Origin of the sequence: Rhizobium leguminosarum (assembly GCF_002953715.1) — a bacterium.
Taxonomy (GTDB): Bacteria; Pseudomonadota; Alphaproteobacteria; order Rhizobiales; family Rhizobiaceae; genus Rhizobium; species Rhizobium leguminosarum_V.
Genome location: NZ_CP025012.1, coordinates 219,567 through 244,522, shown reverse-complemented (window position 1 = coordinate 244,522; position 24,956 = coordinate 219,567). Strand labels below are relative to the sequence as shown.

Genomic DNA, 24,956 nt, shown 5'->3' with positions numbered 1-24,956 from the left:
CATTCTTCACGGCTTGAGATCGAGCAGCGCCCGGCCGCTGCCATCCATGGCGAAGGGCACCGAGGCGTGCTGGTGGGCAACCAGCCATCGGCCATCCTGCTTGACGAGGCCGAGGGTCTGGCGGAACCAGAGATCGACGGCGGCGCCATCTGTCTTGGTCCCGGTCATGCGCGTGAGGCCACTCCAGAAAGCGACATCCTCGCCGACAGTCAGTTTGGCATCACGTACATCGCCGCCGATCGGGCCTTCCCAGGTATCGAACCAGGCCTGCAGGCTCGCCTCATCCTTGCCAATGCCGACCAGCGGCGGCGCCAGCGAAAATTCGATCTCATCCTCGGTCTCGTAGGAAAGCGCGTCCTTGGCGTTCTTTTCGCCCAGCGCCTTGGCGCGCATCATCAGCATGGCGATGATCGCCTCTTCCTCGATCCTGGCATTCGCTTCGTCTTTCACGATCGTTCTCCTTCTCCGTTGTGGACAGAGGACGAAGGGGAGGACGAGGATCCGACAGGGATGCATTTCCGTTTGCGCAATTCCAGCAAAACTGCTGCGCAGCTTTGCTGGAATTGCCCTAGAGATAACTCGTCACCGCCGGTTCGTTCCACCAGGCATCGTGCCTGCCGTCGGAGTAACGGACAGGCAGTGCTGCCAGTTCCTCAGGGGTGATATCGTCGAGGCAAGCGATGTTGATCGAGACATAGGCGCCACCAATCGCTTCGACATAACCGTCGCCATAGGCTGATACACCACAGGTGCGGCAGAAGCGGTGATGACCGCTCCTGGTGTTGAACTGGTAGTCGGCCGTTTCCGCCTCTTCGCACATCAGCCGGAAATCTTCCGGCTTGACGTTGGCGCCCCAATAGCGCCGCTTGGCGCAGATCGAGCAATTGCAGCGGGCGGTGCCCTCCTCGAGGTCCATGTCCACCTCGTAGTGCACTTTGCCGCAATGGCAGCTTCCTCTGTAAGTTTTCTTCACGGCGCTCTCCTCCTTCGGCGTTGCCTTCAGTCTCCCGATATGACAATATGTTGTCATTATGGATGAGATACAAAATCGACAACATGTTGTCAAACAAAATCGACCGGAGCGGACGATGGAGGGGGATGCTTTTTCCGCTTTCGCGATCACCGCCCTTCGCCTCGCCGGCCATTTGACTGCGGCAGGCGACCAGTTGGCAAAGCCGGCAGGACAGACGAGCGCGCGCTGGCAGGTGCTGGCCGCGGCACGACGCGGCGGCATGTCGGTGGCGCAGATCGCCCGCGCGCTCGGCGTCGCCCGCCAGGGCGTGCAGCGGCTCGCGGACGTGCTGGAGGGTGAAGGGCTGATCGCCTATGCCGACAACCCGCAGCATCAACGCGCCAAACTGGTGCGGCTGGCCGAAGAAGGGGCGGCGCGGCTCAGCGTCATCGAAATCGCGCAAGCCGGATGGGCCGACGAGCTCGGCGCAGCGTTTACGTCAGCGGAACTCGATGCGGCGCGGGCGGTGATGGCACGGGTCATGGAGATGCTGGAGACTAATGAAACGTCCCGCGGCTGAGCGGTTTACCTGTCTTGCGAGGCTTGTTGTCGCCAGCGACGTATTCAGCTTGGCGAAACGAAAGATTCTTTAAGAACGTGCCGTGGCCGCTGTCGCGGACGCATTTCTTGGGAAGGGCACAGCATCAACCGGCCAGAAACGAAAAAAGGCCGGGTTAACCCGACCTTCCCTGCTATCTCAACGAACCGTGCCAGTACATCCGTGGTCACGATCCGGAGATGATATTCAAAAGCCTTAAAGGCTCAGGCCGCCTGGAGGCGGTCTGCCGACATCTTGCCGGACTTGTTGTCGCGGACGAGCTCGTAAGACAGCTTCTGGCCATCCTTGAGATCGCGCATGCCAGCGCGTTCAACGGCGGAGATGTGGACGAAAACGTCGGCTGCGCCGTCATCCGGCTGAATGAAGCCGAAGCCCTTGGTTGCGTTGAACCACTTTACGGTACCTGTGCTCATGACGATATCCTTTTCGAATCGTTCATAGAAGATTGCAGCTCGGATAAATGCCAAGCGGCGATGAAAACCGATTTTGGAGGAAGTTCGCCAGGAACGACGCGAGGCCGTTTCAAAGTTCATCTAGCAAGATCGATGCGCGGATATGTAATCGGAAATTGTGTCCGTGACAAGGCCGCAGCAAGGGAAAGTCGGTCGGGCTGATGGAGCATTCTTTGACGTCGTGCCGTCGCAGGATGGTAAAGGCGGCCTAAGCCGCCTTTACCACCTTCGCATAGGGGTCGAACCGACCGTAAAACGTCTCGCCCTTCGCGGCCATGTCCTTCAACAGCGGCGTCGGCTTGAAGTGACTTCCGTAAGCACCAGCTAACTTTTCCGCCAATTCCACGAAAGCCTTCGCACCCATCCCGTCGATATAGCTCAGCGCCCCGCCGGTATAGGGCGCGAAGCCGAATCCGAGGATCGAACCGACATCCGCCTCGCGCGGATCGGTGACGATGCCTTCCTCCACGGTGCGGGCGGCTTCCAGCGCGATGGTGACGAGAAAACGTTGCTTGAGGACGTTGACGTCAACCTCGTCCGCCCGCTTCTGCGGGTAGAGGGTCTTGAGGTCGGGCCAGAGGGACTTCTTCGCCGGTTTCGGCGGATAGTCGTAGAAACCCTTGGAATTCTTGCGGCCGAAGCGGCCCTCCTTTTCCACCATGCGGGAAATGAGGTCCATATGCCTGGGGTCGATGGCTTTTTCGCCGAGATCGGCGACCGTGGCCTTGAGGATCTTCAGCGAGAGGTCGATGGCGACCTCGTCGTTCAGCGCCAGCGGACCGACGGGCATGCCGGCCATCTTGGCGGCATTCTCGATCATGACAGGCGGTACGCCCTCGATCAGCATGTCGTAGCTTTCCGACATGTAGCGCAGCACGCAGCGATTGACGAAGAAGCCGCGGGTGTCGTTGACGACGATCGGCGTCTTCCTGATGGCTGCGACATAGTCGAGAGCGACGGCCAGCGCCTTGTCGCCGGTGTCGCTTCCGAGGATGACCTCGGTCAGCATCATCTTCTCGACAGGCGAGAAGAAGTGGATGCCGATGAAATCGGCCGGGCGTTTCGAATTCCTGGCGAGACCTGAGATCGGCAGGGTCGAGGTATTGGAGGCGAAGATCGCGCCTTCCGGCAGCACGGCTTCGACCGCCTCGATGACCGCTTTCTTCACCTCGCGATCCTCGAAGACCGCCTCGATGACGAGATCGGCATTGGCGAGATCGGCATAGTCTGCCGAGGGCGTGATGCGGGAGAGCAATGCGGCCGCTTCATCCTGCGTAAGACGTCCCTTACCGACAGAATCCTTGACCAGGCCTTCGGAGACCGTCTTGCCCTTGGTCGCCGCGTCGATGTCGCGGTCGATCAGCGTCACGGGAATGCCGGCGGCGGCGGTGACATAAGCGATCGAGGCGCCCATGAAGCCGGCGCCGACGACGCCGACATGTTTCAGCTCGGTCTTGGGGTGGCCGGCGGGGCGGCGGGCGCCCTTGCCGAGCTCCTGCATGGAGATGAACAGCGAACGGATCATCGAGAAGGCTTCGCGGGTCTGCAGCACCTCGGTGAAATAACGCTGCTCGATCTTCAGGCCCGTATCGAACGGCACCTGCAGGCCTTCATAGACGCATTTCAGGATGGCAAGCGCTGCCGGATAATTGCCCGATGTTTCCCGGCGCAGGATTGCCGGAGCTGCCGGCCAGAGCTGGGCGGAAGCCGGCGTCCAGATGCCGCCGCCCGGCGCCTTGAAGCCCTTCTCGTCCCAGGGGGCGACCGGCTTCAGGCCATCCTTGATCATCTGCTTGGCGGCGGGGATGAGCTGATCCGGCTCGACCACCTGATGCACGAGGTTCATCGCCTTGGCGCGGGAGCCGGTCAGCGACTGGCCCGTCGTCATCATCTGCAGCGCATCCTGGGCGTTCGCCAGCCGCGGCACACGCTGCGTGCCGCCGGCGCCGGGGAAGATACCGACCTTCACCTCGGGCAGCGCGATCTTGACGCTCTTGGCATTGGAGGCGACGCGGCCGTGGCAGGCGAGCGACAGTTCAAAGGCGCCGCCCATGCAGGTGCCGTTGATGGCGGACACCCAGGGCTTGCCCGATGTTTCGAGTTTGCGGAACAGGCCGCTCATGCGGCCGACCAGACCGAAGAGGTTCTGCACGGCCGTTTGCGGGCTCTTTGCCTTCTCCTCCTGATAGGAGCTGAACATCGATTTGATCATCGACAGATCGGCGCCGCCGGAGAAGGAGGACTTGCCGGAGGTGAAGACGACACCCTTGACGGCGGCATCAGCGGTCGTGGCGTCGATGATGGCGTCGAGTTCGACCATCACCTCGGCGGTGAAGACGTTCATCGATTTGCCGGGCATGTCCCAGGTGACGAGAGCGATGCCGTCGGCGTCGGTTTCGAGCGTGAAATTGGTGTAGGTCATTGGGTTTCCTCCCCGATCAGGCCGGCAAATGGCTGCGCTGCGCGTCTAAGGTCTTCGTCTTTTCGGTGACGACATCGCCGGTGTGCTTGGTCAGCGACGGCTCGAAAAGCACGATCCAGCATTCCTCCGGCGCAACCGGATTATGCTCGACGCCCCTCGGCACGACATGAAAATCACCGGCGCTCAGATGCACATGCGGGCGGTCGCGATATTCGATGGTAAGCGACCCCTTCCAGATGAGGAAAAGCTCGTCCTCGTCGCGGTGGGAATGCCAGGCGAGCTGGCCTTGGACCTTGGCGAGCTTGACGCTCTGGCCGTTGAGATCGGCGATGACGCGGGGCGACCAGTGCTCGGTGACCTCGGCATATTCGGTTTCGATCGTGCCGGTGTTGAAGCCCATGGTCAGACCCTTTCGATTACCGTTGCCGTGCCCATGCCGGCGCCGATGCAGAGCGTCACCAGCGCGGTGTTGAGGTCGCGGCGTTCGAGCTCGTCCAGCACGGTGCCGAGGATCATCGCGCCGGTGGCGCCGAGCGGATGGCCCATGGCGATGGCGCCGCCATTGACGTTGATCCTGTCATGGTCGATGTCGAAGGCCTGCATGTAGCGCAGCACCACGGCAGCGAAGGCCTCGTTCAACTCGAAGAGGTCGATGTCGGAAAGGCTCATGCCTGATCGTTTCAACAGCTTCTCGGTGACGTCGACGGGCCCGGTCAGCATCAGGGCCGGATCGGAGCCGATATTGGCGAAAGCCTTGATGCGGGCGCGCGGCTTTATGCCCATGCTCTCACCGCCGGTTTTGGAGCCGAGCAGGACGACACTGGCGCCATCGACGATGCCGGAGGAATTGCCGGCATGGTGGACATAGTTGATACGCTCGATCTCGGGATGGGCCTGAATGCCGACGGCCTCGAAGCCGCCCATCTCGCCGGGCATCTGGAAGGAAGGATTGAGGGAGGCGAGCGCCTGCATATCCGTGCCGGGGCGCATGTGTTCATCCCTTGCCAGGATCGTCAGGCCGTTCTGGTCCTTGACCGGGATGACCGATTTGTCGAACCAGCCCTCTTCCCAGGCATGGGCGGCACGCTTCTGGCTCTCGACCGCGTAAGCGTCGACATCGGTTCTGCTGAAGCCGTATTTGGTGGCGATCAGGTCGGCCGAGACACCCTGCGGCATGAAATAGGCCGGGAAATTCACGGAAGGATCCATGAACCAGGCGCCGCCGGACATGCCGAGGCCGACGCGGGACATGCTTTCGACGCCGCCCGCGATGACGATGTCGTCAGCCCCTTGGGCGATCTTGCCGGCGCCGAAATTGACGGCATCGAGGCCGGAGGCGCAGAAGCGGGAGATCTGCATGCCGGGCGCCTTGGTGGAGTAGCCGGCTTCGAAGGCGGCGGCCTTGGGGATGACGGCGCCGGCATCCATGACCGGATCGACGCAGCCCATGATGATGTCGTCGACCGTTTCCGTATTGAGCCCGTTGCGCTCGCGGATCGCCTCCAGCGTCTTTGCCGCGAGGCGGACGGAGGGCACCTCATGCAGGGCGCCATCCTTCTTGCCGCGGCCGCGCGGCGTACGCACGTGGTCGTAAATGAAAACCTCGGTCATTGTCTCATCTCCCTGACGGCGCGGCGGCGCCGGTGAATTTCGTTCTTCCCTCTTCTGCCCAACGGGCCACCTCTGCCTGGGTCGAGCCACCGGTCTCGACCCGTCCTTCGGACCCCGCTGGGCAGAAGAGGGAATTCGTCTCAAAACGCTTCGGCGGCCAGTTCCATCATCGTGTCGGCGCCGGCTTCGATGCGGGCCTTGCGAAGTGCGGTTTCCGGCATCAGGCGTTCCATGAAGAAGCGGGCGGTGACCATCTTGTTCTTCAGGTAATCCTCGCGAGCCGCATCGCCTGATGCAAGGCCATCCTCGGCGGCTTTCGCCATCTTTACCCACATATACCCGAGAATGACGAGACCGAAGAGGTGCATGTAGTCGGTCGAGCCGGCGCCGGCATTGTCGGGCTTGGCCATGGCGTTCTGCATGAACCACATGGTCGCGCCCTGGACGTCGTTCAAGCCCTTCTTCAGATGCTTGGTGAAGAAGGAGAGCTTTTCGTTGCTGCGGTTCTCCTCGCAGAAATCGCCGATCTCCTTGAAGAGGGCCATGGCGGCGCGGCCGCCGTTCAAGGCGAGCTTGCGGCCGACGAGATCGAGCGCCTGAATGCCGTTGGCGCCTTCATAAATCATGGCGATGCGGGCATCGCGCACATACTGGCTCATGCCGTGTTCTTCGATATAGCCGTGGCCACCGAAGACCTGCTGGGCCATGACGGCATGATCGAAGCCCTTGTCGGTCATCACGCCCTTGAGGATCGGGGTGACGAGGCCGAGAATATCGTCGGCCGTCTGGCGCTCCTTCTCGTCGCTAGCGCGGTGGGCGATATCAGACTTGAGCGCGGTCCACAGCAGGAAGGCGCGGCCGCCCTCGTTGAAAGCACGGATGGTCATCAGCGTGCGGCGAATATCCGGATGGACGATGATCGGATCGGCCTTCTTGTCCGGCGCTTTTGTCCCCGACAGCGAGCGGCCCTGGATGCGGTCACGGGCATAGCTGGCGGCGTTCTGATAGGCGATCTCGGAAATGGCGATGCCCTGCAGACCGACCATCAGGCGGGCCTCGTTCATCATCACGAACATGGCATTGAGGCCGCGGTTTTCCGCGCCGATCAGGAAGCCGGTCGCCTCGTCGTAATTCATCACGCAGGTGGCGTTGGCGTGGATGCCCATCTTGTGCTCGATTGCGCCACAGGAGACAGCGTTGCGGGCGCCCGGCGCGCCGTCCTTGCCGACAAGGAATTTCGGAACGATGAAGAGCGAGATGCCCTTGGTGCCCTCGGGCGCACCCTCGATGCGGGCGAGCACCAGATGGATGATATTGTCGGTCAGGTCGTGCTCGCCGGCGGAGATGAAGATCTTCTGGCCGGAGATCTTGTAGCTGCCGTCAGCCTGCGGCACCGCCTTGGTGCGCAGCATGCCGAGATCGGTGCCGCAATGCGGCTCGGTGAGGTTCATGGTGCCGGACCAGGTGCCGTCCACCATCTTCGGCAGATAGGTGGCCTTCTGCTCGTCGGAGCCGTGGACGAGGAGCGCAGCGATCGCGCCCTGCGTCAGGCCCGGATACATCATCAGCGACATGTTGGCGGCGGAGGTATATTCGCCGACGGCGGTATGCAGCGTATAGGGAAGCCCCTGCCCGCCGAATTCCTCCGGCACCGCAAGGCCGATCCAGCCACCGTCGCGATAGGCTTTATAGGCTTCCTTGAAGCCCTTCGGCGTCGACACGCTGGCATCGTTGTGGCGCATGCAGCCTTCCTGATCGCCGGAATAGTTCAGCGGAAAGAGAGCTTCCTCGGCAACCCTTCCGGCCTCGCCGAGGATCGCTTCGATCATATCGGGGGTCGCGTCGGCAAAGCCCGGCAGATTGTTGTAGCGTTCGAGACCCAGCACGTCGTTCAGGACGAAGAGCGTATCGTTCACCGGGGCCTTGTAGACTGGCATCTCTCAAATTCCTCCCATTCGACTGACCGGATCGCGCCGGCGTTGGGCACTGTCTTACAAAATATTGACGTTTGCGTAAACGTCAAATTCTGCGCTTGTGCCGTCTTTTCTTGAAAAAATTCGAGAGCACGAATCCGCGGGCCATGAAGTGCTGAGAGGAGCAGACGCCATCTCATCTTGCTTGTCCATCACGGAACGGAGTCTCGGCCGGGCAGTAGCGCAAGTCGTTCGGACTTCCTACGTCTGTGGGACGATTCATCGAGGAAGACATCATGACCGACTTTCCCTATGAGAGCGCGCTTATCGTCGGCGCGGGCTCCGGCATCAGCGCATCGCTTGCCCGGCAATTGTCGGCGCAGGGCGTCAAGGTCGGGCTCGCCGCCCGCAATATCGAGAAGCTGCAAGGGCTCATCGAGGAGACCGGCGCCAGAGCCTTTACAACAGACGTCTCGCAGCCGGCGAGCGTCGCAGCACTCTTCGAAGAGGCTGCCGCCGCAATCGGTGGGCCTGACGTGGTGATCTTCAATGCCAGCGCTCGGCAGCGCGGCCCGCTCGCCGAACTCGATGTCGCCGAGGTCGAGAAGGCGATCGCGACCACCGCTTTCGGCGGTTTCCTGGTGGTGCAGCAGGCAGCGCGGCGGATGATCCCGCGCGGCCGCGGCGCCATCCTCATCACCGGCGCGTCGGCAAGCGTGAAGGGCTTTGCGCAATCGGCCCCCTTTGCGATGGGCAAGTTCGCGCTGCGCGGCCTTGCCCAGAGTGCAGCCCGCGAACTCGGGCCGATGGGCATCCATGTCGCGCATTTCGTCATCGACGGCGCGGTACGCTCGCAGACCCGGCCGGACCGGGTGGAGAAGCCGGATGGCACGCTGCTGCCGGAGGCGATCGCCCAGACCTATATCGACGTGCTTCGCCAGCACCGCAGCGCATGGTCGCTGGAGGTGGAAGTCCGGCCCTGGACGGAGAACTTCTGAGCCCCCTGCTAGCGGCGAACACGGCAACTTTCGCGGCGGTTTCAAACAGGCTAGACTTTGCCGTCAACGCTGGCTGGGAGGATACCAATGCCGCGCCTGGACCACGTCACCATCGAGACCCGCGATGCGCATGAGATGATCGGCTTCCTGGAAGCCGTGCTCGGCGTTAGCGAAGGCTATCGGCCGCCCTTTCCCTCACCCGGCCACTGGCTCTATCTGGACGAACGCCCGGTCATCCATCTCAGCCTGACATCACGCAGCACCGATTTTCCGCCCGGCATCTTCAACCATGTCGCCTTCAGCCTTTACGAATTCGGGCCGGCGCTGGAACGCATCAAGGCTGGCGGCTATCGCTACGAATATTACGATATTCCCGACACCGATCTCGGCCAGGTCTTCGTCTACGGCCCCGAGGGCGTGAAAATCGAGCTGCAATATCCGCGTCCGGCCTGATCGCGCGAGCGGCCATTCGATCTGACGAATTGAACGGCAATTGCCGTCAAAAACGGCGTTTGGAACACAACCGTTAAAAAATTCTCATCGGCATTAACGGCTTGTTTACCACGTTTCGTGAAAGGTGCGGATTGAGCAGTAGCGATCCGCATTCCTTTTCCCAGTCTCGCGTTCCTTAAGGATGCCGCTACATCGTTCAGCTTGAGGAAAGTCTAATTGACTATCGTCTTATGAATGATGCGCTCCGGTCCGCGTAGAGACGCGGGCAGCAGACGAAAAGCCAAAGATCGAGCTCTGACGAGAGGTCGAGCAGTCGAAGCGAGCAAGAAGATGAACGGATCGCGATCAAATCCTTCCCGACAGTCCGACAGGACCTCGCTCGATGCGCTGAACCGCACGATCGAAGGGCTGGAGGCGCGCATCGAAGGGCTGATGGGCAGCGGGCGCGAACAGCGGCCGCGCACGGCACCGACCGAGCGCGATCCTTATGCCGGCTCCCACGCTCCCCCGCCCGCAAAGGCCCCGCCCGAGCCGCGGCCGGATCCGCTCGCCGAAATCCGTCAACGCCAGCGCGCACTCGAAGCCAGCCGCGAGCGGCCCTATGCACGCGAGCAGGCCCCGCAGCTTCGTGAGCCCACGCCGCGCGCCGCCGCCCCAGTGCCGGCACCCGCCTTCCGCGCCGGCGACGACACGATGACGGAGATCGCCCAGGCGCTCGTCAATCTGCGGCAGGACCTGAAGCGCGACATTTCCGAGGGCGTCACCCGCGAGATGAACGCGCTGCGCGCCGAGCTCCGCGAAATCAAGACAAATGCCGGCGACGGCCGTTTCGCCGACGACATGCGCGCCGATATGGGCCGCCTTGCCCAGAGCATCACCCAGCTGACCGGCCGTTCCGCCGCGCCGGAGGCCACGGGCCTTCGCGAGGATTTCGAAGAGCTGCGCTCGTTGATGGACGGGCTGGCGCGCGAGGATTCGCTGCGCCATATGGAAAACCGCTGGGACGGTTTCGAAAACCGGCTTGCGGCGCTCGATACCGAGGGGCTGCAGGAAGAGCTCGTTTCGCTCGCCTATCGGCTCGACGACATCAAGCGCCATATCGGCGGCATGGGTGAAAGCCCGGCCGTTCGGGCGCTGGAAGACAAGCTGATCTCGATCGCCACGGCGATGGAGCATTTCGGCAATATGATCCAGCCGCACGACCGGGTGATGTCGGAACAGTTCGCCGCCATGGATATGCGGCTCGACGAGATCAGCCGGGCGATCGCGGCAAGCGGGCGCACGGCCACTACGAATGATCCGGGCCTGATGCAGCGGTTGGAAAGCCGGCTTGCGGCGCTGGCCGATCAGATCGACCTGATGAGCCATGATGCGGCCAGCCGCGTGAATCCGGCCGACGAGCTGGCGATGCGGCTGGAGGCGCTGACGGGACGCGTCGAGGAGCTGACGAAGGCGGAAGCGACGTCGCAGCTCGACGAACGGCTGGAACATCTCTCCTATCTGTTGGAGCGCACGCAGGAGACGGCGCCGCAGCCCGACCTCACCGGCACGCTTTCCGACATTTCCCGCAAGATCGACGCGCTTGAGAACGGCGCCGTCAACGACGTGCTGGCGCAGCGGCTCGACCATCTTGCCCGGCGCATCGACGAGATGGCTCATCAGCAGCAGGCACCGGCACCCGCCGCGGTAGTCGACGACAGTGCCTTCCGGCGTCTCGAAGGACGGCTGAGCGACATTGCCGCCCGGCTGGAGGAAAGCACATCGGCAGCGCCGACCGATCCGCGTGCACTGAAGAACCTCGAAGACCAGATCGCCAATCTTTCGGCACTGATGAGCGCGCCGCGCGAAAGCGCTGTAATACCCCCCGAACTCGACCAGCGCATGGGCGCGATCGAAGATTACATGGCGACGAGCGATGAATATATCATCGAGGCGGCACGCCAGGCGGCAGAGGCCGTGGTCGAAGCCTATTCGCGCCATGGCGGTCCGCAGGGTGTCATGCCCGCCGCCGACATGTCAGCGCTGACGGCGCTGGCCGAGGATCTGCGCCACCTCGAGGATCTCAGCCGCGATAGCGAGGAACGCACACACAAGACTTTCCAAGCGCTGCACGAGACGCTGGTGCATATCGCCGATCGCCTCGACGGCATGGAAGATCGCGGCCGGCCGCTCGCCCAGATGCCGGTCGCCGACGTCGATTTCGATGTCGATCCCTATGCGCTGATGGTGGCCGAAGCGGAGCTGAACAAGACGCCGGCCGCTGCCCCGACAGCGAAGGCTTCTCCTGTTATCCGCACGGCCGAGGTCGCCGCCGAACCTGCCGCCCCGGCGCAAGCCACCGCCATGAGCGGAACGAGCGCGATTGCCATCGAAGCCGCGACCAGGACGACGGAAGTTGCGACAGCGGCACGGGCACAGGCCCCGGCGAAGGCCAGCATGCTCGCCAGCCTCGGCAAGCGGCTGCTGCCCGGCAAGAAAGCCGAGAGCCGGGCGACCGAACGCCCGATGATCGATCCCGCGCCGTCGATCGATCCCACCGACGTGGTGCCGACCGATGCGGCAAACGAACTGCTCGAGCCGGGCTCGGGCGCACCTGACGTGAAGAAGATCCTTGAACGGGTTCGCGCCAGCCAGAGTGCGGCACGCGGCAAACCTGCCGGCGAAACCGATCGCGCCGATTATATCGCTGCTGCGCGCCGTGCGGCGCAGGCGGCCGCGATGGAGGTGGATGCCAATCCGAAACAGGCAGCCGTCAAGGTCGAGAAGAAGGGCGCAAACGCCGACAAGGCCGGCAAGGCTTCTGACAAGACGGGCAAGACCAGCGCCTTTTCGCGCTACCGGCGGCCGATCCTGCTGGCGGTCGGCGCCGTGCTGCTTGCCATCATGGCCTTTCCGCTTGCCCGAACGCTGACGAGCGGCGAGCGCGCGCCGCAGCCGCCAGCCGAAGTCTCGGCGCTGACCGGTGCTGCGGAAAACCCGGCGCCGGCCTTGCCTGAAGCGACACCTGCCCAGCCGGATGCCGCCGCTCTCGGAACGACCGCTCCGGCAGCCGAAGCTGTCCCGCCCGCTGCCGAACAGGCGCAGCCGGAAGCAACCCCACCGGCCGGCGGCGACCATCTGACCGATATGACACCGCTTGACGGCGAAGGGGCAGCGACCTTTGCCCCTCCCGCTCCGTCCGGCACGGCACAGGAAACATCGGGCTTCGTTCCCGCACCCGCACCGCAGGCGGCCATCACCATTCCCGACACCGTCCAGCCGAAATCGCTTGCCGATGCGGCGAGCGGCGGCGATGCGCTGGCGCTGTTCGAAATCGGCGCGCGTTATTCCGACGGCCGCAACGGCATGACGGTCGATCAGAAGCAGGCGGCGAGCTGGTACCAGCTTGCGGCCGACAAAGGCTTTGCGCCTGCGCAGTACCGGCTCGGCAGCATGTACGAGAAGGGCAACGGCGTCGAACGCGACATCGCCAAGGCGAAGGGCTTTTACGAGCAGGCGGCAAACCAGGGCAATGCCAGCGCCATGCACAATCTCGCCGTCCTCTACGCCTCCGGCGCGCTCGGCCAGCAGGATTATGCAACGGCCGCCTCGTGGTTCACCAAGGCAGCGAACCTCGGCATCACCGACAGCCAGTTCAACCTGGCGATCCTCTGCGCGCGCGGCAACGGCGTTCCGGCGGATCTCGAAGAGTCCTACAAATGGTTTGCGATCGCCGCCAAGGCCGGCGACAAGGATGCGGCGCAGAAGCGCGACGAAGTGGCCAAAGCCATGAAGCCAGACCAGCTGGAACGGGCACGCGGCAAGGCCGATCTCTGGAAGCCGGAGCCGGTCGACCACCGCACGAACGCCATCGATATCCCCGACGAATGGGCAGGCACCGGCGCGAAGACGGCGAGCGTCGACATGAAGAAGGCGGTCCGCAACATCCAGGCGATCCTTAACAATAACGGCTTCGACGCCGGCGTGCCGGATGGCGAAATGGGCGCGAAGACCGTGACCGCGATCAAGAACTTCCAGAAGTCGGTCGGCCAGGAGCCGGACGGCAAGGTGACCGATGCGACCGTGAAGGCGCTGCTCGAACGCAACAAGCAGGCCGGCAAGGCGATCTAAGGCGCGTCGCATCGACGCGGGATCCTCTCGACCCTTGGTTCCGGGCAATGAAAAACGCCTGGCGGCACTATGCCGCAAGGCTTTTTCCAATTTTGCCGTCGCCTGTCACAAAACCTGAAAAAAGCCGGATTATGCCCGGACATATCGATCCGCGCATCCGGCGAATCCTCTGCCACCGATCTCTCCGCCAATCTCTATGGCTAATCACGGGGCCGATCGAAAGCCTCTGGCAACGATTTCACAGTATGGTGCGCATTCGAACGGGGACGTGACAAGAAACCGCCCGGCAGGAGCGGTCATCATTCGGGGTCGGCTGTGACAATCTATCTGCCCATCGCAGAATTGTCGGTGAACATTTTCATCATTCTCGGCATGGGGGCGGCCGTCGGATTCCTGTCTGGAATGTTCGGCGTCGGCGGCGGCTTTCTCATCACCCCGCTGTTGATCTTCTACAACATCCCGCCCGTCGTCGCAGTCGCGACCGGCGCCAACCAGGTGGTGGCGTCGTCGATATCGGGCGCGATCACGCATTTCCGGCGCGGCTCGCTCGACGTCAAGCTCGGCACGGTGCTGCTGGTCGGCGGTCTTACGGGTGCGACGGTCGGCATCTGGATCTTCTCGCTGCTGCGCGCCATCGGCCAGCTCGATCTGATCATCTCGCTGATGTATGTCGTCTTCCTCGGCACTGTCGGCGGACTGATGCTGCTCGAAAGTATCAATGCCATGCGGCGAGCAGCGCGCAACGAGCCGCCCGCACCGCGCAAGCCCGGCCACCAGCACTGGGTGCACAAGCTGCCGCTGAAGGTGCGCTTCAAGAAATCGAAGATCTATCTCAGCGTCATTCCGATCGTGGCACTCGGCTTTGCAATCGGCATCCTCACCTCGATCATGGGTGTCGGCGGCGGGTTCATCATGGTGCCGGCGATGATCTATCTGCTGCGCATCCCGACCAATGTGGTCGTCGGCACCTCGCTTTTCCAGATCATCTTCGTGACCGCCTATACGACGATCGTGCAGGCGGCGACGAACTTTTCCGTCGACATCGTGCTCGCCTTCATCCTGATGGTGGCGGGTGTCATCGGGGCACAATACGGCGTGCGCGTCGGCCAAAAACTGCGCGGCGAACAGCTGCGCGCCCTGCTCGGCTTGCTGGTGCTTGCCGTCGGCGTGCGTCTTGCGATCGCGCTGGTGGTGACGCCAGCCGATGTCTATTCGGTGGTGATGGGAGCGGGCAACTGATGCGCCTGCTTGTTTTCGTCATCGCATTGCTTTGCCTGCTGCCGGCCTCTGCCGGAGCGCAGTGGCTGCCGGGGCAGGCAACGGAGGCGGTGCGTGAAGGGCTGGAAATCGGCACGTCGACCAGCGAAATCGCCATCACCTCGGATTTCCACGGCGCGGATCTGACCATCTTCGGAGCGCTCTCGAACACCGACCAGCTGCTGCTCGCCGTCGGCCAATATGACGTGGTCGTGGTGCTGGAAGGCCCGCGCGAGGATGCGACGGTGCGCAAGAAGGAACGCGTCTTCGGCATCTGGGTGAACACCCGCTCGATGACCTTCGAAGCGGTGCCGCACTCCTATTCGATGTCGAGTTCGCGCATGATCGACGACATCGTGACGCCGCTTGACCTGACCGATCAGGGGATCGGCATCGACCACATTCCGCTGACGCCGGTCGGCTTCGTCGGCGACGGCAGCAATCTCGGGGAGTTCCGCGAGGCCTTCCGGCGACTGCAGCAGGGCGGCGGCCTTTACGACCGCAACCCGAGCGGCGTGCGGTTCGTTTCCTCCAACCTCTTCAAGGCGAGCCTGCGCCTGCCGGCAAACATTCCGAACGGGGTGCACAGCGTGCGCGCCTATCTGTTCAAGAGCGGCATTTTCGTGACCGAGAAATCGCTGCCGCTGCGGGTTATCAAGACCGGCATCGAACAGACGATCACCGATGCGGCGCATGATCAGCCGATCCTCTACGGCTGTGCAGCCGTGCTGCTCGCCGTGATCACCGGCTGGGGCGCCAGCCTGATCTTCCGCAAGGACTGATCCGCCGCAAGGCGCTCAAGCGGATTTCGTCCTGAAAATAGGCTCGGCAAGACGCCCGGGCACGAAGAGCCTGCCAGGCGGCAGCGGCTTGCTCGGATGTTTTGGCGGCAGCGCATCCATGCCTCCCGAAAAACCGCTTGCATTTTGCTATCAGTCAAGCTAGTTTTCAACCAGTTGTTATACGCAACCGGTTCTATCTTGGTTGGCAATTCAGAAGGAGGATGGAAATGAGAAAGCTTGTTGTCTGGAACCTGATGACGCTCGATGGTTACTTCGAAGGCACGAAGCCGTGGGATATCGACTTCCACAATCTCGCCTGGGGGCCTGAATTGCAGCGCTATGCCGAACAATTCGGCAGGGAAAGCGATCTGCTGGTATTCGGCCGCAAGACCTATGAGGGCATGGCCTCCTACTGGCCGACCGCCGAGGGCGAAGGTGAGATCAAAGCCTATATGAACGGTATCGCCAAGATCGCCGTGTCGCGGACGATGACCGAGCCCGGCTGGAACAATGCCCGTGTCGTCAGCGATCCAATCCCCGAACTGACGAGGCTGAAACAGGAGGACGGCAAGACGATCTTAATCTTCGGCAGCGCCGAGCTTGCCGACAGCCTTCTGAAAGCGGGGCTTATCGACGAAATCAGGGTTTGCCTGGTGCCGGTGATCCTCGGCGGCGGCAATCCGCTTTTCAAACAGGCGGAGGGCCAGGTGCCGCTTAAGCTCATCGAGTCCTCGACGACGGAGGGCGGCGCGGTGATCCTGCGCTACGAGCCCGTCAAGGCTTAAGGATTTTGATGCGATGCCGTCCCGGTGGTCAGGCCAGGGTATCCATCCCTGGCCGCACAAGAGAGCAGCCTGGGAAGTTCGCATTCGACTAAAAACCGGTTTTTAACATTTACGAGTTAGTAATCTCTCGGAAACGAGAGGTTTTGTTATGCGTACTCGTATCGTTCTGACCGCCGTGGGTCTCGCGCTGCTTGCCGGCTGCGCGACGGCGCCGAAGCAGACGAGGAACATCTGTGCCGTCTTCGACGAGCGCGACGGGCTCTTCTCCAGCTGGCAGAGTGCCGCCGAGCGGACGGAGAAGAAATACGGCGTGCCCGTGCCGATCCTGATGGCGACGATGTATACCGAATCCGGCTTCCAGCCCTATGCGCGGCCGCCGCGCACCAAGTTGTTCGGCTTCATTCCCTGGACCCGGCCTTCGACGGCCTACGGTTATTCGCAGGCGCTCGACGGGACCTGGGATCACTATCAGTCGCAGACGGGCAACTGGACCGCGCGACGGGCGAACTTCGCCGACGCGATCGATTTCATCGGCTGGTATCACTACCAGAACAGCGTAGAGACCGGCATTCCGCTGAACGATGCCTATAATCTCTATCTCGCCTATTATTCCGGGCCGACGGGATACAAACGCGGCGACTGGCGTTCGAACGGGCAATTGCAGCAGACGGCGCAGAAGTTTGCGCGGATGGCAGGGACGTATCAGCGGCAGCTGCAGGAGTGCGATTGAGCTTGGTGCCAGGTGGGTTTTGGGTAGAGCCGCAAAGCCCGCCGACCTGGAATAACAAGCGCTATCCCTGCAAATTCCCATACCGCACCGAGTAGATCCGGTCTCTGCCGAGCAGATGCGCGACCAGCGACGCCCTGTCGAAAAGACCGTGCATCGCCTTGTGGCGAAGGTCGAGACCGCCGCTCATGACGCCGAAGGCCGGCATCAGCAGGCGGGCGCCATCGGTGGCAAAGCAGGGGCGGCGGACGGATTTTTCGCGGCGGCGCACCGTCGCCGACGGATGCAGGTGGCCGGCGATCTCGCCCCTCTGCAAGCCGTTCTTCGGCTCGTGCCGGAAGGTCAGGCCGGCATAATGCATCTCGTCGGCGGATGTGCCCGGCAGATCGACGATGCCATCCGGATCATGGTTGCCATTGATCCAGATCCATTCGCGGCCGCGGGCCATATTGACGATCAGCGTGCGGAAATTCTCCGGCAGATGCTTCGAACCGATGCGGTCGTGGAAATTATCGCCGAGCGAGATGACGAGCTTCGGATCATAACGCGAGATGACGGCGGCAAGGACGGTCAGCGTTGCCAGCGTATCGTAAGGCGGCAGCATCATACCGCGACGGGCGAAGGCTGCGCCCTTTTCCAGATGCAGGTCGGAAACGACGAGCAGGCCGGCATCGGGCAGATAGAGGGCGCCGAGCGGATCGCAGATGGCGGCAACGCCATGGACCGACGTCTCGATGCCCGGCATCACGGCCGGTCCTGATATGTCGCGCGCCAGCGCCAGGCGGTTCATCACGGTCGTCATTCCTAAATCGTCGTCGGGCCTAAACCGTCGTCAGGCCTAAATCGTCGGGCCCTAATTCTCATCAGGTCCCATTCTCGTCAAGCGAGCGCTTCGGCGATCAGATCGTCCGCCGCTTCGGCGAGCAGCGCATCATGGGCCTCGCCCGGCACCGCTTCGCGTCCGATTTCCAGCATCACCGGCACGGCGAGCGGCGAAATATGATCGAGAGCGCGGTGGGTGATGTGGCCCCTGATTCGTCTCAGCATATCGCCAAGACGGCCAATATCCAAAAGTCCCGTCGCCGCATCCTGCCGCGTCGCCTGCAGGAGGATGTGATCCGGCTCGTGGCTGCGCAGCACGTCGTAGATCAAATCGGCGGAAACGGTGATCTGGCGGCCGCTCTTTTCCTTGCCGGGATGGCGACGCTCGATCAAGCCTGCAATGACGGCGCAATTGCGGAAGGTGCGCTTCAACAGGAAGGATTCGTCCAGCCAGGCTTCGAGATCGTCGCCGAGCATGTCTTCGTCGAAGAGATCGGAGAGGCTGAGCCGGCCATTGCGGATCATCAGGCCCATATCCTCGAGGCCCCAGATGGCAAGCGAATAATCGGTGGCGACGAAGCCGAGCGGCTTGGCGCCTATCCGCTCCAGCCGGCGGGTCAGCAGCATGCCGAGCGTCTGGTGGGCGAGACGGCCTTCGAAAGGATAGGCGACCATGTAGCCGCGGCTGCCGCGCGGGAAGGTTTCGATCAGGAACTCGTCGCGCTTCGGCAGCATCGACTTGTCGTTCTGCAGCGACAGCCAGTCGCGCACCTGATCCGGCAGGCGGCGCCAGCGATCGGGATCGGCGATCATCGCCCGCACCTGCTCGGCGAGATAGGTCGACAGCGGAAACTTGCCGCCATTATAGGAGGGGATTTTCGGATCGAGCGAAAATGCCTGCGACGCCAGGCACTCATTTTCGCGAATACCCTCGAAGCGCAGCACCTTGCCAGAGAAGACGAAGGTATCGCCCGGTGACATCTGCTCGAGGAAATATTCCTCGACCTTGCCCAACGTAGCGCCGCCTCGGCCGATCCTGCCGCCCTCGCCGCGCTTGACCATGCGGATATTCAGCATCGGGCTTTCGACGATGGTGCCGAGGTTGAGGCGGTATTGCTGGGCGACCGCCGGATTGGAGACGCGCCAACGGCCCTCCTTGGTCTTGCGGATGCGGGCGTAACGCTCGTAGGTCCGAAGCGCATAACCGCCGGTGGCGACGAAATCGACGATGCGCTCGAAGGTCTCCCAGCTCAGATCGGCATAGGGCGAGGCGCTGGTGACCTCATCGTAGAGTTCCAGCATGTCGAAAGGTTCGGCGCAGGCCATGCCGAGCACATGCTGGGCAAGCACGTCGAGCGCGCCGCGGCCGACCGGCGGGGTATCCTGGGCGCCGATATAATTGGCATCAAGCGCCGCCTGGCACTCCATGACCTCGAAACGGTTGGCGGGCACGAGGATCGCCTTCGAGGGCTCGTCCATGCGGTGGTTGGCACGACCGATGCGCTGGGCAAGACGCGAGGCGCCCTTCGGCGCGCCGACATGGATGACAAGATCGACATCGCCCCAGTCAATGCCGAGATCGAGGGTGGAGGTGGCAACGACGGCGCGCAGCCGGTTTTCAGCCATCGCCGCCTCGACCTTGCGGCGCTGGGCGACATCGAGCGAGCCGTGGTGGAGGGCGATTGGCAGGTTGTCGTCATTGATCGTCCAGAGCGCCTGGAAAAGCATTTCGGCCTGGCTGCGGGTGTTGACGAAGAGTAGCGTCGTCTTGTGTTCGAGGAGCTTGTTGTAGACATCGGGAATGGCATATCGGGCGGAATGGCCGGCCCAGGGAATGTGCTCTTCGGTCGACAGGATCGAGATATCGGGTTTGGCGCCGCCTTCGACGACGACGAGCCCGGCATGATGCTCGCTACCCTCTTCCTGGCCGACCAGCCATTTCTGCAGATCCATCGGTTCGGCGACGGTCGCAGAAAGGCCGATCGTCTGGAGACCGGGGGCAAGGCGGCGCAGCCGGGCAAGGCCGAGCGAAAGCATATGGCCGCGCTTGGAGGTGACCAGCGAATGCAGTTCGTCGAGGACGATATATTTCAGGTCCTTGAAGAAGCGCTCGGCCTCCCGGTTCGCCAGAAGCAGGGCGACCTGTTCGGGCGTCGTCAGCAGAATATCCGGCGGATTGAGCTTCTGGCGCTGGCGCTTGGCGTTCGGCGTATCGCCGGTGCGGTTTTCTATCGTGACCGGCAGGCCCATCTCCTCGACCGGCTTCATCAGGTTGCGCTCGATATCGATGGCAAGTGCCTTCAGCGGCGAGACATAGAGCGTGTGGATGCCGGTGAAGGCGGAGCCGGGCGGGATCCGGCCGCGGCGGGTGAGATCGGTGAGCGAGGGCAGGAAACCGGCGAGCGTCTTGCCGGCGCCGGTCGGCGCAATCAGCAGCGTGCTTTCGCCGGCCTCGGCGCGGGCGAGCAGTTCCAGCTGATGGGCGCGCGGTCGCCAGCCCTTTTCCGCAAACCAGCGGGTAAAGGTGGCAGGAAGCAGGGTATGGGCTTCGGAATCGATCTGGTCCACGCCCTGAAAGTAGTGAAACGCCGGGGAAAAAGAAGAGCGGCGGCTTTTCACATGGCGATATAGCGGTCCTTGCGGTGGTTGATGGCAATCGTGAGGTTGAGAACGATCGCACCGAGCACCGAGCAGGCGATGATGAAGGGGCTTGCGACGAAGAAGGAGAGCGCCAGGATGATGCCGTCGAAGCCGAGCTGGACGAAGCCGGCGCGCCAGCCGAAGCGATCCTGGATGTAGAGGGCGAGAATGCCGATGCCGCCGAGGCTGGCGCGGTGGCGGAAGAGCGCCAGCATGCCGGCGCCGATGACGAGGCCGCCGAAGAGCGCGCCGGCGATAGGATCGACATGCGCCATGCTGATGAAGCCCGAGATGAATTCCGACAAGACCGAGGTGAGCGCGATGGCGGCGAAGGTCTTGATGGTGAAGGCGAGGCCCAAGCGGCGGAAGGCGAGATAATAGAAGGGCAGGTTCACGACGAAGAAGCAGAGGCCGAAGCTCAGGCCGGTCGCATAATGCGCGAGGAAGGCAAGGCCCGCCGTGCCGCCGGCAAGCAGCCCCGCGCCGGAGAGAAGCGATACGCCGAGCACGGCGAGCATGCTGCCGGCGACGATGCCCTGGGCGTCGTCCAGCAGCGAGTGACGATCGGCGCTGGAATTCAGAAGCCCTGCGAAAGCGTTGGATGCCATGATGTTCCCCTGTCGGCTTTTCCGTCTTCTATCCGGGGTCAGGATAAAGGCAAGTGGCAAGCAACGAGGACGCCTCTTGACAGCTGGCCTAATCGTGGATATTTTTTATCCACGAATTGAGGAGGCCAGATGCATGAAGATGGGCGATGGAGTCGAGCAGGCCATTCACAGCGTTGCGATGCTTTCCGGCCTCTCCGAAGGCGGCGTGCTTTCGGCGGCCGCGCTGGCGGAATTCCACGGCGTTTCGACGAGTTATCTGCTGAAGCATCTGCAGGCGCTGTCGGGCGCCGGCATCCTCGATACCGTACCGGGGCCGAAGGGCGGATATCGGCTGGCAAAGGCACCGAAGGAGATTTCGCTGCTCGACATCGTGCTCGCGGTCGAGGGGTCTACACCGGCGTTCCGCTGCGCCGAAATCCGCCAGCGCGGACCGAACCCGGTCTCCGATCGCTTGTTCGCCCAGCCCTGCACCATCAACGCGGCGATGCTGAAAGCCGAACGGGTCTATCGCGCCGAACTCGCCAAGACGAGCCTGGCCGATATCGGCATCGAACTTGCCACCGTCGACGACGGATCGATCGCAGCTAGAGGCTGCGCCTTCCTTGAAATCCATGAACGCAAGACGGCTCGTTGAGCCATAACAAAGGAGAAAGAGCATGCAACCACGTTTCAACTTCGCCAAAGCCGCTCCCGATGCCTACAAGGCAGTCGCCGCGCTCGAGCAATATGTCCAGTCCTCCGGGCTGGAGCGCCGCTTCATCCACCTGATCAAGCTGCGCGCCTCGCAGATCAATGGCTGCGCCTATTGCGTCGACATGCATGTGAAGGAAGCCCGCCATGATGGGCTCTCCGAACAATGGATCAACCTGATGTGCGTCTGGCGGGAATCGCCGGTCTATGACGCCCGCGAACGGGCGCTGCTCGGCTGGGTCGACGCAGTGACCAGTATCGCCAAAACAGGCGCGCCGGATGCCGACTACGAGGCGCTGAAGGCGCATTTTTCCGAAGAAGAGATGACAAAGATCACGGTGGCGATCGGCGCGATCAACATCTGGAACCGGCTTGCCGTCGGCTTCCGCTCGCAGCATCCGATTGATGCAGCAGCGAAGGCCGCCTGAGATATCTGCTGAGAGGAAATCATCCTTGCAACCGACCCGAAAATCTCGGGTCGGTCGAATATCGGGTCACTCGTGATCCCTGGTGGCCCGTACGGCAACGGCGTCAAACCGATTGCCAGAGAGGTCGACGCTATTGAATAGGTCTCGGACGACTTTCGCAATTTCTTCTGCGGAAGCGCCCTTGGCGTATTCTTCCTGCATACGGCGTCTCACAAGTTTTTCCAAATCTGACATAGTTCACCTCATCAAATCCGGCGCGAGATGAGTTTGGCGCCGAGACCGATGACAGGCAAGTTACGTTTTATTTAGAATGGCTTACCGATTGGTAATGTTAGAGCATGTCGCGCTAAAGTGTGCGGCGGTTTTGCGACAACGACAGGCGTAAAACTAAAGCGCGATGTAGCGATCAGCGCGGTGATTGATGGCGACGAAGAGGTTGAGGACGACGGCGCCGAGAACCGAATAAAAGACGACAGGCGGCGTGGTGACGAAGAAGGCGGCGGCGAGCACGCACATATCGATGGCGAGCTGGACGAGGCCGGCGCGGATGCCGAACCGCTCCTGCAAGTAGATACCGAGAATGCCGACACCGCCGAGGCTGGCGCGGTGGCGATAGAGCGCCAGCAGGCCGAAGCCGAGCAGCAGGCCGCCGAGAAGGGCCGCCCAGGCTGGATGGATGCTCGAAATGGACAGGAAGCGCGACTGCACGTCGGCAATCACCGAGGTCAGGCCGATGGCGATGAAGGTCTTGATGGTGAAGGCCATGCCGAGGCGCTTCCAGGAGAGATAGAAGAACGGCAGGTTGAGCAGGAAGAAGGCAAGCCCGAAATTGACGCCGAAGGCATAATGCAGGAGGAAAGCGACGCCGGCCGTGCTGCCAGTGAGAAGGCCGGCGCTGGCGAGCACATAGAGGCCGAGAGCGGCAACGAGGCTGCCGGAGAATATGCCCTGCACGTCTTCGATCGGCGTGTGGCGCGTCGCGGTCGTATTCCAAAAACCAAGGGCATTGATGATCTGTGTCATGTCGCCAGTATCTCCACGGCAGACGAGTTCAAGAACGCGCTTGGGAAGACCCGGGCGCGACGGAATTTTGCATAATGAAAGAAGCCGGAGCGCTTCGGCGTAATATTGCCGGGCTCTCTGCCGATGTGGTGCAGTATCGGGTTTTTCGGTCTTCCGATCAAGCGAATTAGGTAAGCAATGCTGACCTATTAAAAAATCGCAAGAAATGTTCGCTCACGCGGGCTTGCGCGTAAGGAACAGAATGCCGAAAACCGGTTTTCCGCCATCTTTGCGAATGACCGACTTGACGATCTTCAGGATTTCCAGCCCGTGACGGGCAAGAAGCATCCTGACATAGGTTTCCGAATGGGCGTAACGCAGCGACGGAGCGAGATGAAAACCCTCGCCGTCCCCTGCATCCTCGACGGAAAAGGCGATATCGGCGCCTGATGCAGCGAGTTCTCCGACGATGGCAAAGGCGCTCTCGAGATTGCCGAGATACATCAGCACATCGGCTGCCGTCACCAGGTCGGCGCGATGACGCGCCGCATCCGCCAAGACGCCGGAAAGCTCGGGCGCGAGCGCGAGATCGGCCTGGGCGAGGCTGTCATAGACCTGTTTCTCGGCGGCCTTCGCCAGCATGTTCTGCGAGAGGTCGAAGCCTTCGAGCCGGCCGACATTGGCCCGGATCTCCGGGCCGAGCAGGCCGGTGCCGCAGCCGAGATCGACGGCGAGCTCGTAGCGCCTGCCGGTGGAGGCGACGAGCGCTGCAAGTTTCTGCGGGACGCTGTAGTCGAGTTTTTCGACAAGCGCTGATTCGAAACGGTCGGCATAGTCGTCGAAGAGGCGCTCGACATAGCGGCTCGGCGGCAGGTCAGGCGTGGCCGCGTCGCCGAGAAGGGCGAGCTTGAGGGCGGCGCCGAACATGTCTTCGGGATCGAGGGCAAGCGTCCTGCGATAGGCCTCGATCGCGGTTTCACCCCTGCCCGCCTTTTCGCGATAGGTGGCGAGGCGATACCAGCCGGCGGCCCAGGCAGGCACCAGCTCGAGGGCCTGTTCCATCAGCTCGGCAGCCGCTTCCGGCTCGCCGCCTTCTTCGAGCATCCGAGCATAATCGGCGCGGCGGTCGGCGATAACATCGCCGGAGGAAAGCTGGTGGGACTGCATCAATGGACCTTATTGGCTACAGCATCCTTTGCGCGTCTTTTCAGAGACGCAAAGGATGCTGTAGCTCTTTGTTTTATGCATGTCGTTTTCCCGGAACCGCTGCACACTTCCGGGCGACATGCATCGGTCCGCATTTGGCGGCGGCCACAAAAAAACTCAAGTCCTATTTCAGAGGCGAAGCGGCCAATTCCGGAAAGGGCTTGCGGGCGCCGCGCCGCAACCTTATTCCAAGGGCAAACAGGAGATGGCTTATGTCCGATCAGGCGAACAGGTTCCTCGGCGATTCAATCGGCCGCACATTGATAAAGCTTATCGTGGTGTCGCTGATCGTCGGTTTCGTCATGACGGTCTTCGGCCTGACGCCCTGGAGCATCATCGATGGCGTCCGCGACTTCGTCCTGGAAATATGGCACCGGGGCTTCTCGGCCCTCGGGCGCGTCGGCGACTATCTGATCCTCGGCGCAACGATCGTCATCCCGCTCTTCGTCATCCTTCGTCTTTTCAGCTACCGCCGGTAA

General features: G+C 62.3%; 23 protein-coding genes. 11 read left to right on the top strand and 12 right to left on the bottom strand.

Annotated elements, in window-relative coordinates; all coding sequences use genetic code 11:
- Window positions 1-6: 6 nt before the first annotated feature.
- A complete protein-coding gene (locus CUJ84_RS01230) occupies window positions 7-450 on the bottom strand; it encodes a YybH family protein (RefSeq protein WP_105004891.1) in 444 nt (147 codons plus the stop codon).
- A 118-nt stretch (window positions 451-568) separates the two neighbouring features.
- Complete coding sequence (locus tag CUJ84_RS01225) at window positions 569-973, bottom strand: GFA family protein (RefSeq protein ID WP_105004890.1); 405 nt, start codon at window positions 971-973, stop codon at window positions 569-571.
- Between the two features lie 58 nt (window positions 974-1,031).
- Here CUJ84_RS01225 and CUJ84_RS01220 point away from each other — a divergent pair, with 58 nt between their 5' ends.
- The gene (locus tag CUJ84_RS01220; RefSeq protein ID WP_105004889.1) at window positions 1,032-1,532 is read left to right on the top strand and encodes a MarR family winged helix-turn-helix transcriptional regulator; all 501 of its coding nucleotides are present in this window, start codon (window positions 1,032-1,034) and stop codon (window positions 1,530-1,532) included.
- Between the two features lie 242 nt (window positions 1,533-1,774).
- On the opposite strand, the gene CUJ84_RS01215 is transcribed toward CUJ84_RS01220, so the two are convergent.
- The 5 genes from CUJ84_RS01215 to CUJ84_RS01195 form a co-directional block, all read right to left on the bottom strand.
- Entirely contained in the window at window positions 1,775-1,984 is a 210-nt protein-coding gene (locus tag CUJ84_RS01215) for a cold-shock protein (protein ID WP_003545273.1), read from the bottom strand.
- Window positions 1,985-2,231: 247 nt separating this feature from the next.
- Complete coding sequence (locus CUJ84_RS01210) at window positions 2,232-4,445, bottom strand: 3-hydroxyacyl-CoA dehydrogenase NAD-binding domain-containing protein (protein ID WP_105004888.1); 2,214 nt, start codon at window positions 4,443-4,445, stop codon at window positions 2,232-2,234.
- A 16-nt stretch (window positions 4,446-4,461) separates the two neighbouring features.
- Window positions 4,462-4,845, bottom strand: a complete 384-nt coding sequence (locus CUJ84_RS01205) for a cupin domain-containing protein (protein WP_024321009.1) — start codon at window positions 4,843-4,845, stop codon at window positions 4,462-4,464.
- A 2-nt stretch (window positions 4,846-4,847) separates the two neighbouring features.
- The gene (locus CUJ84_RS01200; protein WP_105004887.1) at window positions 4,848-6,056 is read right to left on the bottom strand and encodes an acetyl-CoA C-acetyltransferase; all 1,209 of its coding nucleotides are present in this window, start codon (window positions 6,054-6,056) and stop codon (window positions 4,848-4,850) included.
- A gap of 140 nt (window positions 6,057-6,196) precedes the next feature.
- Window positions 6,197-7,993: an acyl-CoA dehydrogenase C-terminal domain-containing protein gene (locus CUJ84_RS01195; RefSeq protein WP_105004886.1), complete on the bottom strand. Its 1,797-nt coding sequence runs from the start codon at window positions 7,991-7,993 to the stop codon at window positions 6,197-6,199.
- 272 nt (window positions 7,994-8,265) lie between these two features.
- Between CUJ84_RS01195 and CUJ84_RS01190 the strand changes: the two genes are divergently transcribed.
- The 7 genes from CUJ84_RS01190 to CUJ84_RS01160 all read left to right on the top strand — a co-directional run bounded on the left by CUJ84_RS01190 (window position 8,266) and on the right by CUJ84_RS01160 (window position 17,084).
- Entirely contained in the window at window positions 8,266-8,967 is a 702-nt protein-coding gene (locus CUJ84_RS01190; RefSeq protein WP_105004885.1) for an SDR family NAD(P)-dependent oxidoreductase, read from the top strand.
- An 87-nt stretch (window positions 8,968-9,054) separates the two neighbouring features.
- Complete coding sequence (locus CUJ84_RS01185) at window positions 9,055-9,420, top strand: VOC family protein (protein ID WP_105004884.1); 366 nt, start codon at window positions 9,055-9,057, stop codon at window positions 9,418-9,420.
- Window positions 9,421-9,750: 330 nt separating this feature from the next.
- Complete coding sequence (locus CUJ84_RS01180) at window positions 9,751-13,530, top strand: peptidoglycan-binding protein (RefSeq protein WP_105004883.1); 3,780 nt, start codon at window positions 9,751-9,753, stop codon at window positions 13,528-13,530.
- A 315-nt stretch (window positions 13,531-13,845) separates the two neighbouring features.
- On the top strand, window positions 13,846-14,769 hold the full coding sequence (locus tag CUJ84_RS01175; RefSeq protein ID WP_003556284.1) for a sulfite exporter TauE/SafE family protein: 924 nt from the start codon (window positions 13,846-13,848) through the stop codon (window positions 14,767-14,769).
- Window positions 14,769-15,569: a TIGR02186 family protein gene (locus CUJ84_RS01170; protein WP_105004882.1), complete on the top strand. Its 801-nt coding sequence runs from the start codon at window positions 14,769-14,771 to the stop codon at window positions 15,567-15,569. The genes CUJ84_RS01175 and CUJ84_RS01170 overlap by 1 nt, the downstream gene beginning before the upstream one ends.
- Before the next feature lie 227 nt (window positions 15,570-15,796).
- A complete protein-coding gene (locus CUJ84_RS01165) occupies window positions 15,797-16,354 on the top strand; it encodes a dihydrofolate reductase family protein (RefSeq protein ID WP_105004881.1) in 558 nt (185 codons plus the stop codon).
- A gap of 148 nt (window positions 16,355-16,502) precedes the next feature.
- Window positions 16,503-17,084: a transglycosylase SLT domain-containing protein gene (locus tag CUJ84_RS01160; protein ID WP_003545252.1), complete on the top strand. Its 582-nt coding sequence runs from the start codon at window positions 16,503-16,505 to the stop codon at window positions 17,082-17,084.
- A gap of 61 nt (window positions 17,085-17,145) precedes the next feature.
- Here the strand turns inward: CUJ84_RS01160 and pdeM are convergent, their stop codons facing one another.
- From pdeM to CUJ84_RS01145, 3 genes are all read right to left on the bottom strand, one after another.
- Window positions 17,146-17,871, bottom strand: a complete 726-nt coding sequence (gene pdeM, locus CUJ84_RS01155; RefSeq protein ID WP_105004880.1) for a ligase-associated DNA damage response endonuclease PdeM — start codon at window positions 17,869-17,871, stop codon at window positions 17,146-17,148.
- Window positions 17,872-17,960: 89 nt separating this feature from the next.
- On the bottom strand, window positions 17,961-20,471 hold the full coding sequence (locus tag CUJ84_RS01150) for a ligase-associated DNA damage response DEXH box helicase (RefSeq protein ID WP_105004879.1): 2,511 nt from the start codon (window positions 20,469-20,471) through the stop codon (window positions 17,961-17,963).
- Window positions 20,472-20,518: 47 nt separating this feature from the next.
- Entirely contained in the window at window positions 20,519-21,151 is a 633-nt protein-coding gene (locus CUJ84_RS01145) for a YitT family protein (RefSeq protein ID WP_105004878.1), read from the bottom strand.
- A gap of 133 nt (window positions 21,152-21,284) precedes the next feature.
- Between CUJ84_RS01145 and CUJ84_RS01140 the strand changes: the two genes are divergently transcribed.
- Window positions 21,285-21,785, top strand: a complete 501-nt coding sequence (locus CUJ84_RS01140; RefSeq protein ID WP_105004877.1) for an RrF2 family transcriptional regulator — start codon at window positions 21,285-21,287, stop codon at window positions 21,783-21,785.
- 22 nt (window positions 21,786-21,807) lie between these two features.
- Window positions 21,808-22,269, top strand: a complete 462-nt coding sequence (locus tag CUJ84_RS01135; protein ID WP_105004876.1) for a carboxymuconolactone decarboxylase family protein — start codon at window positions 21,808-21,810, stop codon at window positions 22,267-22,269.
- A 387-nt stretch (window positions 22,270-22,656) separates the two neighbouring features.
- Here CUJ84_RS01135 and CUJ84_RS01130 read toward each other — a convergent pair whose 3' ends face one another.
- Together CUJ84_RS01130 and CUJ84_RS01125 are read right to left on the bottom strand one after the other, a co-directional pair.
- Window positions 22,657-23,292 carry a YitT family protein gene (locus CUJ84_RS01130; protein ID WP_027686092.1) on the bottom strand — a complete coding sequence of 212 codons (636 nt, stop codon included), beginning with the start codon at window positions 23,290-23,292 and terminating at the stop codon, window positions 22,657-22,659.
- A 213-nt stretch (window positions 23,293-23,505) separates the two neighbouring features.
- Complete coding sequence (locus tag CUJ84_RS01125; protein WP_105004875.1) at window positions 23,506-24,438, bottom strand: class I SAM-dependent DNA methyltransferase; 933 nt, start codon at window positions 24,436-24,438, stop codon at window positions 23,506-23,508.
- 251 nt (window positions 24,439-24,689) lie between these two features.
- Here CUJ84_RS01125 and CUJ84_RS01120 point away from each other — a divergent pair, with 251 nt between their 5' ends.
- The gene (locus CUJ84_RS01120) at window positions 24,690-24,956 is read left to right on the top strand and encodes a DUF6460 domain-containing protein (protein ID WP_105004874.1); all 267 of its coding nucleotides are present in this window, start codon (window positions 24,690-24,692) and stop codon (window positions 24,954-24,956) included.

Coding starts and splice junctions, on each gene's coding strand:
- CUJ84_RS01220 (WP_105004889.1), top strand. CDS start 1,032: ATGGATGAGATACAAAATCGACAACATGTTGTCAAACAAAATCGACCG.
- CUJ84_RS01215 (WP_003545273.1), bottom strand. CDS start 1,984: ATGAGCACAGGTACCGTAAAGTGGTTCAACGCAACCAAGGGCTTCGGC.
- CUJ84_RS01210 (WP_105004888.1), bottom strand. CDS start 4,445: ATGACCTACACCAATTTCACGCTCGAAACCGACGCCGACGGCATCGCT.
- CUJ84_RS01205 (WP_024321009.1), bottom strand. CDS start 4,845: ATGGGCTTCAACACCGGCACGATCGAAACCGAATATGCCGAGGTCACC.
- CUJ84_RS01200 (WP_105004887.1), bottom strand. CDS start 6,056: ATGACCGAGGTTTTCATTTACGACCACGTGCGTACGCCGCGCGGCCGC.
- CUJ84_RS01195 (WP_105004886.1), bottom strand. CDS start 7,993: ATGCCAGTCTACAAGGCCCCGGTGAACGATACGCTCTTCGTCCTGAAC.
- CUJ84_RS01190 (WP_105004885.1), top strand. CDS start 8,266: ATGACCGACTTTCCCTATGAGAGCGCGCTTATCGTCGGCGCGGGCTCC.
- CUJ84_RS01185 (WP_105004884.1), top strand. CDS start 9,055: ATGCCGCGCCTGGACCACGTCACCATCGAGACCCGCGATGCGCATGAG.
- CUJ84_RS01180 (WP_105004883.1), top strand. CDS start 9,751: ATGAACGGATCGCGATCAAATCCTTCCCGACAGTCCGACAGGACCTCG.
- CUJ84_RS01170 (WP_105004882.1), top strand. CDS start 14,769: ATGCGCCTGCTTGTTTTCGTCATCGCATTGCTTTGCCTGCTGCCGGCC.
- CUJ84_RS01165 (WP_105004881.1), top strand. CDS start 15,797: ATGAGAAAGCTTGTTGTCTGGAACCTGATGACGCTCGATGGTTACTTC.
- CUJ84_RS01160 (WP_003545252.1), top strand. CDS start 16,503: ATGCGTACTCGTATCGTTCTGACCGCCGTGGGTCTCGCGCTGCTTGCC.
- pdeM (WP_105004880.1), bottom strand. CDS start 17,871: ATGAACCGCCTGGCGCTGGCGCGCGACATATCAGGACCGGCCGTGATG.
- CUJ84_RS01145 (WP_105004878.1), bottom strand. CDS start 21,151: ATGGCATCCAACGCTTTCGCAGGGCTTCTGAATTCCAGCGCCGATCGT.
- CUJ84_RS01140 (WP_105004877.1), top strand. CDS start 21,285: ATGAAGATGGGCGATGGAGTCGAGCAGGCCATTCACAGCGTTGCGATG.
- CUJ84_RS01135 (WP_105004876.1), top strand. CDS start 21,808: ATGCAACCACGTTTCAACTTCGCCAAAGCCGCTCCCGATGCCTACAAG.
- CUJ84_RS01130 (WP_027686092.1), bottom strand. CDS start 23,292: ATGACACAGATCATCAATGCCCTTGGTTTTTGGAATACGACCGCGACG.
- CUJ84_RS01125 (WP_105004875.1), bottom strand. CDS start 24,438: ATGCAGTCCCACCAGCTTTCCTCCGGCGATGTTATCGCCGACCGCCGC.
- CUJ84_RS01120 (WP_105004874.1), top strand. CDS start 24,690: ATGTCCGATCAGGCGAACAGGTTCCTCGGCGATTCAATCGGCCGCACA.